The organism is Streptomyces sp. NBC_00376 (assembly GCF_036077095.1).
Lineage (GTDB): Bacteria > Actinomycetota > Actinomycetes > Streptomycetales > Streptomycetaceae > Streptomyces.
This window is the reverse complement of record NZ_CP107960.1, coordinates 108,455-120,667: the sequence shown is the minus strand read 5'-3', so window position 1 is coordinate 120,667 and position 12,213 is coordinate 108,455. Positions and strand designations below refer to the sequence as shown.

Annotated in this window: 8 protein-coding genes and 4 pseudogenes; 11 read left to right on the top strand and 1 reads right to left on the bottom strand. The window is 67.5% G+C overall.

What is annotated here, in order from left to right:
* Positions 1 to 26: 26 nt before the first annotated feature.
* Positions 27 to 1,238: an ROK family protein gene (locus OG842_RS00620; RefSeq protein WP_266726567.1), complete on the bottom strand. Its 1,212-nt coding sequence runs from the start codon at positions 1,236 to 1,238 to the stop codon at positions 27 to 29.
* A gap of 125 nt (positions 1,239 to 1,363) precedes the next feature.
* On the opposite strand from OG842_RS00620, the gene OG842_RS00615 reads away from it, so the two are divergent.
* The 11 genes and pseudogenes from OG842_RS00615 to OG842_RS00565 all read left to right on the top strand — a co-directional run bounded on the left by OG842_RS00615 (position 1,364) and on the right by OG842_RS00565 (position 12,209).
* Positions 1,364 to 2,653 (top strand): ABC transporter substrate-binding protein, encoded by a 1,290-nt coding sequence (locus OG842_RS00615; RefSeq protein ID WP_266726566.1) that lies wholly within the window; start codon positions 1,364 to 1,366, stop codon positions 2,651 to 2,653.
* 185 nt (positions 2,654 to 2,838) lie between these two features.
* The gene (locus OG842_RS00610) at positions 2,839 to 3,648 is read left to right on the top strand and encodes a carbohydrate ABC transporter permease (RefSeq protein WP_401878453.1); all 810 of its coding nucleotides are present in this window, start codon (positions 2,839 to 2,841) and stop codon (positions 3,646 to 3,648) included.
* Entirely contained in the window at positions 3,645 to 4,472 is an 828-nt protein-coding gene (locus tag OG842_RS00605) for a carbohydrate ABC transporter permease (RefSeq protein WP_266726564.1), read from the top strand. Before OG842_RS00610 ends, OG842_RS00605 begins: the two co-directional genes overlap by 4 nt.
* Before the next feature lie 56 nt (positions 4,473 to 4,528).
* Positions 4,529 to 6,976 carry an Ig domain-containing protein gene (locus tag OG842_RS00600; RefSeq protein ID WP_266726562.1) on the top strand — a complete coding sequence of 816 codons (2,448 nt, stop codon included), beginning with the start codon at positions 4,529 to 4,531 and terminating at the stop codon, positions 6,974 to 6,976.
* Between the two features lie 167 nt (positions 6,977 to 7,143).
* A pseudogene (locus tag OG842_RS00595) lies at positions 7,144 to 7,458 on the top strand (glycoside hydrolase family 2 TIM barrel-domain containing protein); the annotation flags it as partial.
* 394 nt (positions 7,459 to 7,852) lie between these two features.
* A complete protein-coding gene (locus OG842_RS00590; protein ID WP_266726560.1) occupies positions 7,853 to 8,704 on the top strand; it encodes a fumarylacetoacetate hydrolase family protein in 852 nt (283 codons plus the stop codon).
* Between the two features lie 11 nt (positions 8,705 to 8,715).
* Positions 8,716 to 10,053, top strand: a complete 1,338-nt coding sequence (locus OG842_RS00585) for an L-fuconate dehydratase (RefSeq protein WP_266726558.1) — start codon at positions 8,716 to 8,718, stop codon at positions 10,051 to 10,053.
* A pseudogene (locus tag OG842_RS00580) lies at positions 10,050 to 10,503 on the top strand (SDR family NAD(P)-dependent oxidoreductase); the annotation flags it as partial. The gene OG842_RS00585 and the pseudogene OG842_RS00580, both read left to right, overlap by 4 nt.
* Before the next feature lie 47 nt (positions 10,504 to 10,550).
* A pseudogene (locus OG842_RS00575) lies at positions 10,551 to 11,045 on the top strand (IS3 family transposase); the annotation flags it as partial.
* 200 nt (positions 11,046 to 11,245) lie between these two features.
* Positions 11,246 to 11,467, top strand: a complete 222-nt coding sequence (locus OG842_RS00570) for a hypothetical protein (protein WP_266726556.1) — start codon at positions 11,246 to 11,248, stop codon at positions 11,465 to 11,467.
* Positions 11,422 to 12,209, top strand: a pseudogene (locus tag OG842_RS00565) (IS30 family transposase). Before OG842_RS00570 ends, OG842_RS00565 begins: the two are co-directional and overlap by 46 nt.
* Positions 12,210 to 12,213 lie beyond the last annotated feature (4 nt).

Here is a 12,213-nt window from a genome sequence, read left to right as displayed (position 1 = left end):
ACTCCTGGTTCGGTGAGAGGGGCGGATCAGGCCTGCACGGCGAGCAGGCGCGCCTTGAGATCGTCGAGGGCTAGCCGGGCGGCGCCGAGGGCGACGGACTCGTCGCCGAGCAGGGACACGCGGAACTCCGGCGTGTTGAGGGAGGTCGTGGCCAGGTGCCGCTCGAACGGACCGGTGAGCAGGTCCCCCGCGCGGGACAGGCCGCCGCCGAGCACGACGAGGTCGGGGTCGACGGCGTGGACCAAGACGGAGGCGCCCAGGGCGAGGGCCTCGGCGACGCGGTCGACGGTGCGCACCGCAGTGCGGTCGCCGTTCGCGGCCGCTTCGAAGAGCGCCCGGACGTCGTCGCTGGTGGACTCCTCAGCGGCCGAGCCCGCAAGCCTGCGGCTCTCCTGGTCGAGCTGCGCCATCGTGTCGGCCCACCCCAGGATCTTCATGGAGCCGACGGACGCCGCTAGGCCGTGCCGTCCGTTGTGGATCTGCCCGTTGATGACGATCGCGGCCCCGAGGCGGCGGCCGGCGTGCATGTAGACGAGGTCGTGTGCCTCGGCGGCGGCGCCCTGCCACTGCTCGGCCACCGCTGCGAGGTGGATGTCGTTGGAGACCAGCACGTCGCGCTTGAAGCGCCTCGACACCTCCGAGACCACGTCGATCTTGTCGAAGCCCGGGAGCGAGTAGACGTCCAGGTCCTGGCCCGCAGGAACGGTGCGGAGGTCTTTGACCTCCGAGCCGTCGGTCGCCACGCCGGTGATGCCGCAGGCCACCGAGCGGATGTGCTCCCAGCTCGTCCCGGTCTGCCGGACGGTCGTCTCGACCAGACGCGCCGCCGCCCCGATGCGTCCGGCCGGCCTGAGGCCGGAATCGACGCTGCGTCTGCGCACCGCTACGACGTTCCCGCGCAGGTCGCAGACGACCACGGCCACCTTGTGGGCGCCGATGTCGACTCCGACGACGGCGAAGTTCTCGGCCACGACCTCGTATCGCCGGGCCGGTCGTCCCGCGGACCGCTCGCCGTTGGGACGGTCGAGCGACTCCCGGACGAAGCCCTGGTCCAGCAGCGTCGCCACCAGTTCCTCGGCGGTGGGGCGGGAGACTCCGACGGTCGAACGCACGTCATTGACCGTCAGCGACGCGGCGTCGAGGAAGGCCCGCACAGTGGCTGCGAGGTTGAGCTTGCGCAACAGGTGGGCATCGCCCGCACGGCCTGCGGGAACCGCGCTGTGCTGGGTTTCACGCATGTCTTGACTCACAGCGTCACGCTATCTAAATTGACGCCCCAACAGCAATATTGCAAAGAAACTTACTTATCTAAATTCTGGCCGAGCGGCATCCCCTGATGAGTTCGACCAGCAAGGAGGGCCTCATGAGCAAGCGGGCCAACTGGGTCGCGATGGCTGCGGCATTGGGCCTGGTCGCACTGACCGGCTGTGCCGTCGGCGACGGGAGCGAAGGCGGAGACGGGAACAGTTCGGGCGGTGACGTGACGCTGAGCCTGCTCACCTTCGAGACCCCCAACCTCACCGCCTCCTACTGGGACGACATCATCGCCAAGACCAGCGCCAAGGTGCCGGGGGTGAAGATCAAGAAACTCGTCGCGCCGAGTGCCGAGCAGCGCAACGAGTACGCGCGCCAACTCGACTCGACCGGCGCGCTGCCCGACATCATGGTCGCGATCGACCCTGCCGGACTGGCGGAGGGCGGCAAGCTCGCTCAGTTCAGCAAGAAGGAACTGGCCGACTGGGTCAGCCCGACCGCGAACAGCTTCAACGGCAAGATCTACCAGCTGCCCACCAACTCGCAGACCTGGCAGATCTACTACCGGAAGGCGGCCTTCGAGAAGGCGGGCATCAGCACCCCTCCGAAGAAATGGGACGAGCTGCTCTCCGCGGTCGGCAAGCTGAAGGCAGCGGGGGTCAAGCCGTTCGTCATCGGTGGCGGTGCACCGGACGGCCTCGGCCCGCGATGGACCTTCTCCCAACTGGTAGCCGACGAGGTCTACGCCAAGGACCCGAAGTGGCTCGACAAGCTGGTCGCGGGGAAGACCGATTTCAGCGACCCGCTGTTCGTTAACGCGACGACCAAGATGAAGGCGTTGGCGGGCAAGGAGAACGTCGACAACCTGTCGGCCACCTACGCACAGGCGCAGGAGGCGTTCCTCGTGGGCAAGGGCGCGATGTACCCGATGGGCTCGTGGTTCCCGGCGGCTCCGGACAAGGCGCAGCAGGAGCAGATCGGCGTCTTCCCCATGCCCACGCAGGACGGCTCGCTCGTTGTGCCCACGTACACCGGCGGCGGACTGTCGGTGGGCGCCAAGTCCCCCGACGTCGCCAAGGCCAAGAAGTGGGCCATCGAGTTCTCCAAGCTGAACGCCGACGGCGGAGCGCGGTACGACGGCTTGTTCGTCGCCCTCAAGGGCTACAAGCCGCCGTCCGGCCTGCCGCCGCTGTACAACACCACCCTCGATCTCTACAACAGGGCCCAGTCCAGCGGAACCGTGACACCGAGCTTCGGTAACGAAGGCGGCGTCCCGGCCCTGCCGTCGGGCTTCATGCCCAAGGTCGACGCGGCACTGAACGATCTCCTCAACGGCCGTGCGGACGTGGACAAGTTCGTCGCGACGCTGAACAAGCAGTTCAAGGAGTTCTCGAAGTGACGCATCCCCTGCGCTCCCGGACGGGGGACGTTGCCGCTGGAGGAGTCCCGCGGCCAGGACGGCCGGAGCCCACCGCGGCCCCGTCCAAGCGCACGGGTGGGCCGCGCAGGCGCCGCACCTGGACATGGCCGTCCGCGGGAGCCTTCGCCGTCTTCGTCCTGCCGACCCTCACGGTCTTCACCGCGATGGTTCTGGCACCCATCCTCTGGACCCTTTACATCGGGATGACCGACGAGCGCGCCACCCGCCCGAACACCTCCTTCGTGGGCCTGGACAACTACGGTTTCCTTCTCGGCGACGAGGAGTTCCGGCACTCTTTGTGGAACACCGTGGTGATCACGGTGATCGTGGTGCTGTTGACGAACCTGCTCGGTCTCGTGATCGCCCTGCTGCTGCGCCGGCAGGGTCGCCTCTACAGCTTGCTGCGCGGCGTCTACTTCACACCGGTGATCCTTTCCGCCGTGGTGGTGTCGGTGATCGGCCGCTCGATCCTGGCGGACGACGGCCTGCTGAACAGCACCCTCGTCTCACTGGGGGTCAAGAGCCCGCCGGGCTGGCTAACGGATCCGTCGTACGCGATCTACTCCGTCTCCGGGATCATGGTCTGGCAGTTGCTCGGCTTCGCCGTCGTGGTCTACCTCGCCGGGCTCGCGGGGATCCCCGTCGAGCTCGAGGAGGCGGCGAGCCTCGACGGCGCCGGCCCCTGGCAGCAGTTCCGCGCGATCACCTGGCCGATGCTCGCGCCCGCGCTGACGATCAACACCGTGATGCTGATGATCAGCGCGTTCAAGGTCTACGACCAGATCGCCGTGCTCACCAACGGCGGCCCCGGCACCGACGGAACGGCCACCGTCGCTTTCGAGGTGATCCGCACCGCCTTCTCCGAGCAACGCCCGGGAGTGGCGTCCGCGATGGCCGGGATCATGCTCGTCGTGGTGTCGATCGCGAGCGTGACCGTGCTCAAGCTCCTGCAACGACGAGAGGTGAACCTGTGAACTCCCGAACGCCGTGGGTCCGCCCGCTGTTGGCCACTGGCGTGGCGGCCTTCTTCTGTCTGCCGCTCTACGTGGCGCTGGTCAACGCTTTCAAAACCAGTGCCAAGGTCGTCGCATCGCCGCTCGCGCTCCCGGTTCCGCCGACCCTCGACAACATCGTGCAGGTGCTCCAGCGGCCTGACGGGCTGTTCTGGTACGGGCTCGTCAACTCCGTCATACTGACCACCTTCTCGATCCTGATCACCACCGTGCTGGCCGCGATGTCGGCCTACCACCTCGTCCGGTCCGGCCGCTGGTGGAGCCGTGCCGTCCTCGGCGTCATGCTGACCGGCCTGATGATCCCGCCCGCAGTGATCATGCTTCCGATCACGCGGATTCTCAACGCCATCGGCTTGTTGCACACGATGCCGGGCGCGGTGCTGGTCAACGTCGGGTACTACCTGCCGTTCGCGGTGCTCGTTTTTATGGGCTTCATCCGTTCGATCCCCCGCGAGCTCGAAGAGGCCGCAGCGGTCGACGGTGCCGGGCGGTTCCGGACCTTCTGGCAGGTGGTCTTCCCACTCCTGCGGCCTGCGTCGGCCAGCGTGCTGATCTTTCTCGGGGTCTGGGTCTGGAACGACTTCCTGACCCCGCTGCTCGTCCTGGGCCCGGGAGCCGGGAACACCGTGACGGTCGGGATCTTCCGCTCCATTGGCCCCTACCAGCAGGACTTCGGGGCGGTGTTCGCCTTCATGCTGCTGGCCACACTGCCCGTCCTGGCCTTCTACCTCGCGTTCCAGAAGCACTTTGTCCGTGGCCTGACTGGTGGCGCCACGAAGGGATGACCGGCGCAAGCGGCCGGTGCAGCGCAGTTTCCGTCAAAGATGACAGGAGCACCATCATGCAGTTCTCAAAGAGCACGCCTTCCCAGCACACCCCGCGCAGAGCTGTACTTCGCGGAGGCGCCGGTGCGTTGGCAGCCGCGATGCTGCCCATCGGCGCTCTGACTGTGGTCGCAGCACAGCCGGCGCAAGCACTTCCCGCCGGTCTGGCTCCGTCGATCGAGATCGGGGCCGGCTATCTGAAACTCAAGCTGGACGCCGCCGGGACGATCGTGGGACTTGTTGACGTCAGGACCGGGGTCGATTACATGGCGCCCGATCGTGCCGCGTCCCTGGTGAGCCTGGTGGTCGACGGCGCACAGCAACGGCCGACCGTGGTGAATCGGTCCGGGCGCGGCGGCCGGATCCTCTCGTTCAGGAACACGGCGGCGAACTGGACGATTCAGGTGGAGGTGGTCGGCAAGGCCGGCTACACCACGTTCGAGGCGGTCGCCATCGACGCGCCGAAGGACGTCGATGTGCAGACCCTTCTCTGGGGCCCACTGGCCACGTCGATCTCCGAGACGGTCGGCACATCGGTGGGCGTGGTCCGCGACGACGATTTCGCCATAGGGCTCCGGCCGCTGACCGACCGTACCGAAGGCGCCTGGCCGCAGGAGTACCAGGACATGGGCTGGGAGAGCGAGATTGACCACGACCCGGACCATGTGAGCGTGGGTTCTCTGGAAGAGTGGAGCGCTGCAGGCGTGACCCCCTGGGGTTCCGTACTGCGCGCCTTCACCTTCGACTACACCGAGGAACGCCACCGCAAGGTAAACGGATATCCGATCCCGGTCGGGCCGCTGCCCGGCCGCGACGGCAAGGTCGCCGGTTCCAAGATGGCACTCTTCGGAGCCTCGCCTGAGGCGACGCCGACGATCCTGTCTTACATCGCGGCAGGTGAGAAGCTGCCCTACCCGAGGCTGAACGGTCAGTGGCAGAAGGCCTCACAGGCGAGCAGCCAATCGTGGCTCGTGCTCGGCGACCTGCAGACCGGCAATATTCCGGCGGCGGCCCGATTCGCCAAGGCGGCCGGTATGAACCGCATCTACTCACTCACCAGCAGCTACGGCCCATGGGAGTCGAGCGGCCACTACAAGTTCGACTCAAGCCTGGGCGGGAGCGACGCCGGGGCCGCGGCAGCCGTGGACATCGCCGAGGCCAACGGCGTACAGCTCGGCGTACACACCCTGTCGGACTTCATCAGCACCGGCGACGAGCCCTACAACTGGTCCTGGTTCCCGCGCGACGACTACCTCACGCCACCCGCCGACGACCGGCTCGTGACAGGGGGCAGAGCCTCGCTCACCCGCCCGTTGACGGCCGGCGACACCACCGTGTACCTCGACTCCGGCGCGCTGCTTGCTGCAGGAGTGCACCACAGCTACTTGCGCATTGGGGACGAATTCGTCAGCTACGGAGCGGCCGAGCAGGTCGGGAAGGAGTGGAAGCTGACCGGTGTGCAGCGCGCGCGATGGGGATCGGTAGCGGTCTCACACGCTGTGGGTGACCGCGCCGCCCGAGTCGTGGCCAACAGCTACGGCGGCGCGATCGGTAACCATGCCGTCCTCGACGAGATCAGCGACAGGCTGACCACCGCGTGGAACAACACCGGCATCACCGGTATGTCGTGGGACGGCCTGGAGTCGGCATCGGAGTCCGGCTGGGGCGCTTACGGCATGGCTCACCTCGTGAACGGGACGTTCCGGCGAACCAATGCCAAGGACCGATTCATCTCCGAGACCAGCCGGATGACCTCGAACACCTGGGACGCGCTGACCCGGGCCAGCTGGGGCGAAGTCGGCAGCACCTCGATGGAGCAGGTGTTCAAGAACAACAAGTACCTCCAGGCGAACTACCTTCCCGGAATGCTCGGCTGGATCAGCCTCAAGGGCTCGGACAGTCTGCTCACCATGGAGTGGAAGCTGGCTCGAGGCGCAGGTCTGAACGCCGGGGCAGGTTTCCAGAGCTCGGTCTCCAGCCTCGTGTCGGGCGGGGAGAACACGACGCGACTGCTCGATGCCATCCAGCAATGGGAGACGGCACGCAACCTGGGTGCGTTCACCGCGGAGCAGCGGGCGCGGTTCCGCGACCTGTCGACGAACTGGCACCTGACCGTGGTCGAGCCGGGCAAGCGATGGTCCCTGCAGGAGCTGGACGCTGACGGCAAGCCGGTCGGCAACCCCCAGGCCGTCGTCGCTCCGATCCCGAAGCTCGACGCCGGACCACTGCCCGCGGCGGCCAAGGGCGCCCTGTACGAGACGACCGTGAAGACCAACACGCCGGCGACCACGCGATACGCGGTGACCTCGGGAGCCCTGCCCCATGGGCTCGTGCTCAACGCCGACACCGGAGGGATCGTCGGAACCCCGGTCACCCCGGGAACGGCGCGGTTCACGATCACGGCGTACCAGAGCTCCGGCCAGCCGCGGGCCCAGCGCGACTACGAGATCGACGTCGCCAAGTAGCCCGGTCGGGCCGGACGCGCGCGGCGGATCACCGTCACGCTGAAAGAGACCTGCACGTGGGCGTACGCCGAGGTGCGAGCGTCCACGTGTGGGACACCACCTTCGAGGCGGTGTTCGCCTTGACGCGGACCGCCCTGCAGTTCTGAGGCGTCCACCATGGGCGCTGCACCGTGGACGGTCTGCAGACCCCCTGCGTCCGCCCGCAGGAGAACGGCGCCCGGTCCGAAGTTTGTTGGTTGGAGCTAGGCGGGCTCCGAGCCGAGGGCGACCCGGAGTTCTGGTTCACCGCCCGGCTCTGGAGCACGGAGGAGCTCGACGCCGCCCCCTCGTACCGACCCCGTTCCCGGTGGGACGGTGTGGGTCAACCTCGACCACGGCGAGCACGGCATCGGCTCGGCGTCCTGCGGTCCGGCCCGCTGTCCCCGTACCGACTCCAGGCCGGGCCGAGCGAGTTCACCTTCGTCTTATCGCCCGTCGACTGAGGGCCCACTGTTCGCGGGCGCCCGCACGTTCCCCGACCCGTCGCGCCCCCCACTGCGGGGGCGCGACGGCCTTTGTGGAGGCGAGTCGGGGACGCACGACGAGCCGTCCGTTCATGAATCATCGGATGGATCGACGAGTGACGGTCTGGCTGCATGTGTCAGACGGATGGGTGGAGCGGGGCGTAAGTGAACACTGTCCGCCCACGAAGCCCCTTTCCAGAGTTGCTGGGTGAGGGGTCGGGGGAGTGGGTGCGGCGGCTCGGACCTCTCTTTCGCAGGAAACATCGGATGTCTGCTTGCGATGGAGCGGCTCTCGCTCGTATGGTCGAGCCGTGCCGATTCATCGGATGTATCGACCCGGGGGTGTGCCCCGCGTGATGACAGGAGACGGGACATGAAGCTGATCCGCATCGGAGACCCCGGACGGGAGATTCCGGCGCTGCTCCTCCAGGACGGGACCGCATTGGATCTGCGGTCTCTCACCGGCGACATCGGCGGGGAGTTCCTCGCCGGCGACGTGACCGGCCGGATCGAGGAGGCTCGCGAGGCCGGTGTACTGCCCGCGCTCGACATCACCGGACTGAGGGTCGGCGCCCCGGTGGCCCGGCCGGGCAAGGTGGTCTGCGTCGGCCTCAACTACCGCGACCACGCCGCGGAGACCGGCGCGCCCGTCCCCGAACGACCGGTGGTCTTCATGAAGGATCCAGCCACCGTGGTGGGTCCGTACGACGAGGTGCTGATCCCGCGCGGTTCGGTCAAGACCGACTGGGAGGTGGAGCTCGCGGTCGTCATCGGCCGCGAGGCCCGCTACCTGGTGAGCCCCGCGGAAGCACCCGAGCACATCGCCGGCTACGCGATCAGCAACGACGTCTCCGAGCGGGAGTTCCAGCTGGAGTACTCCCCGCAATGGGACCTCGGCAAGTCCTGCGAGACCTTCAACCCGCTCGGCCCCTGGCTCGTCACCCCCGACGAGGTCCGCGACCCGCAGGCACTCGGCCTGCGCCTCGCTGTCAACAGCGAGGTGCGCCAGCACGGCCACACCAAGAACATGATCTTCGACGTCGCGTACCTGGTCTGGTACCTGAGCCAGTACATGGTCCTCAGGCCCGGCGATGTCATCAACACCGGCACCCCGGCGGGCGTGGCCCTCGGCCTGCCCGTCACCCCCTACCTGCGCGTGGGCGACACCGTCGAGCTGACCATCGACGGCCTCGGCACCCAGCGCCAAACCTTCGTCAACGCGTGAAAGGCGCCAAGTTGTCCGCAATCGTGGCGCGGATTACCGCCGTCGACACCTACGACATCCGCTTCCCCACCTCGCGGGAACTGGACGGGTCCGACGCCATGAACCCCGACTACTCCGCCGCCTACGTCGTCCTGCGCACCTCCGCGGCGGACGGCCACGAGGGCCACGGGTTCACCTTCACCATCGGCCGAGGCAACGATGTCCAGGTCGCCGCGATCGACGCCCTGGCCCCGTACGTCGTCGGCCGGTCGGTCGCCGAACTCACCGCCGACCCCGGCACCCTCTCTCACGCGCTCATCGGCGACAGCCAGTTGCGCTGGCTCGGTCCGGAGAAGGGCGTGATGCACATGGCGATCGGAGCCGTCGTCAACGCGGTGTGGGACCTGGCCGCCAAGCGGGAGGGCAAGCCTCTGTGGCAGCTCCTCGCCGACGCGGACCCCCAGTGGCTCGTCTCCCAGGTCGACTTCCGTTACATCAGTGACGCACTGACCCCGGACGAGGCACTGGACCTGCTGACCAAGGGCAAGCAGGGCGCGCATGAGCGTGCCACCGACCTGCTGCAACGCGGCTATCCCGCGTACACCACCTCTCCCGGCTGGCTCGGCTACTCCGACGAGAAGCTGACCCGGCTCGCCCAGGAGGCCGTCGCCGACGGCTTCACCCAGATCAAGCTCAAAGTCGGGGCCGACCTCCAGGACGACATCCGCCGCTGCCGCACCGCCCGCGCCGCCGTCGGCCCGGACATCCGGATGGCGATCGACGCCAACCAGCGCTGGGACGTGGCCGAGGCGATCACCTGGACGAACGCGCTCGCCGAGTACGACCCGTACTGGATCGAGGAGCCCACCAGCCCCGACGACATCCTCGGCCACGCCGCCGTCCGACGCGGCGTCCACCCCGTCAAGGTTGCCACCGGCGAGCACGTGCAGAACCGCATTGTCTTCAAGCAGCTGCTCCAGACCGGGGCGATCGACGTCCTCCAGCTGGATTCCGCCCGCGTGGCCGGCGTCAACGAGAACCTGGCGATCCTGCTGCTCGCTGCGAAGTTCGGCATCCCGGTCTGCCCGCACGCCGGCGGCGTCGGCCTGTGCGAACTCGTCCAGCATCTGTCGATGTTCGACTACGTGGCGCTATCCGGCACCACCGACGACCGCGTCATCGAATACGTCGACCACCTCCACGAGCATTTCCTCGCCCCGGTCGTGATAGACCGAGGCCGCTACCGGGCCCCCGTCGAGCCCGGCTTCTCCGCCACCATGAGGCAGCCGAGCCTCGACACCTACCGCTACCCCGACGGCGTCTTCTGGGCCGCTGACCTGGAAGCGTCGAACCCCAAGGCCAGTGCATGACCACCGAACTCCACGGCCTCACCGCCCTCGTCACCGGAGGCGCGTCCGGCATAGGCCTGGCCGCCGCTACGTTGCTCGCCGAGCGGGGCGCGGACGTTGCCGTCCTCGACCTCGACCCGAGCGGCGCTCCCGCCCCGCTGCGCGGCTTCACCGCCGACGTCTCCGACGACGACTCGGTCCACGCCGCGGTGCAGGCAGCCGCCGCAGCACTCGGAGGGATTGACATCCTCGTCAACAACGCCGGCATCGGGGCCACCGGTACCGTCGAGGACAATCCGGACGCGCAGTGGCACCGCGTCCTGGACGTCAACGTGCTCGGGATCGTCCGCACCACCCGCGCCGCCCTTCCCCACCTGCGCATCGGATCACGCTTCGGTCGTCAACACCTGCTCCATCGCCGCCACCGCGGGGCTGCCGCACCGTGCGCTGTACTCGGCCAGTAACGGCTCGCAGAGAATCAAGGTGTTGCTTCCCGTGGTTCGGCTCGTTGGTGTGGTATGCGCATATCCGGCGAGGTCCGTGGCCAACTCGCGGTGATGTTCGATGTGTTGTTCCCACATCTAGACGAGCGGCAGTGCCGTCTGCTGATGGGTGCTGAGGCTCGAATTCTGGGACGCGGCGGGATCCGGGCCGTCGCGCAGGCGGCCGAGGTCAGCGAAACAACCGTCCGCAAGGGTGTTGACGAGTTGGAAGCGGGGGCAGAACCGCTGGGTCGGGTCCGCCGTCCCGGTGGCGGGCGCAAGTGGGCAGTCGAGGTAGATCCGGGACTGCGGCCCGCGCTGTTGGCGCTGGTCGAGCGGGACGTGCGCGGGGATCCGATGTCGCCGCTGCGATGGACGACGAAATCGACGCGCAAACTTGCCGACGAGATCCGCGCCATCCGCGCCATCCACGCCGAACACCATGGCGTCTACGGAGCCCCACGCGTCCATGCTGAGCTGCGTGCGAGGGGGCGGAGGATCAACCGCAAGCGTGTGGCCTGGCTGATGCGGATCAACCACATCGTCGGCCGTCACCTGCGGAAGAAGAAGCGGACGACGATCGCGGACAGGACCGCGCCGCCTGCTCCGGACCTGGTGATGCGCGACTTCACCGCACACGCTGAACACCAGGTGGTGCGGCGACATCACCTATAGCCGTCGGTGCGACGTGGCTCTACCTCGCTACGGTCATCGACATCTGCTCGAGGAAGGTGGTGGGCTGGTCGATTGCCGACCACATGCGCACCTCCCTGGTCACCGACGCGATCGAGATGGCCGTTGCCGCCCGCGGCGGCCAGGTCCACGGCGTCGTCTTCCACACCGACAGAGGCACTCAGGGCGGATTCAACCGGTCGTCGCAACACCTCGTCAACGGAGGTGTTGGAGGGTGCGTCGTCAGCAGGCAGCGGATCGAGCGGTGCGTCCGAAGTTGAGGTCCCCGGGACATCCGAAGTACCAGCGGCACGTCGAAGTGGCGTTCTGGGCCGAGATCGCCAAGGGTCTTCTCGCCGAGGAAGCCGCCGGTATCGTCGGCGTGGCGCCGGCGGTGGCCACGCGCTGGTACCGACAGTGTGGCGGCATGCGACCGTTCGATCCGAAGCCGCCTTCAGACAGGTACCTGTCGTTTCGTGAACGAGAGGAGATCGCGCTCCTCAAGGCCCAAGGCAAGGGCGTGCGCGAGATCGCTCGAGAGGTCGGTCGTAATCCGGGGAAGATTTCGCGTGAGCTGCGACGCAACGCGGCCACCAGGGGCGGGAAGCCCGACTATCGGGCATCGGTCGCGCAGTGGAAGTCTGACCTGGTCCTGCGCTGGCCGGCTATGGGGCGATCACGATGAAGAACGCACTCGCCAACACGATGTCGACACTGCCCGAGCAGTTGGCACGGTCGCTGACATGGGATCGGGGGAAGGAGATGTCGGCTCATGCGCAGTTCAGAGTCGAGACTGGCATTCCAGTGTTCTTCGCCGATCCTCGTAGTCCGTGGCAGCGCGGCACGAACGAAAACACCAACGGGTTCCTGCGCCAGTACTTCCCGAATGGCACCGATCTCTCAAGGTGGTCCGCCGAGGAGATCGATGCCGTCGCCCACGCTCTCAACACCAGACCCCGCAAGACACTCGGCTGGAAGACACCAGCCGAGGCATTCAACGAGCAGCTACTGTTGTTCCAGTGAACCG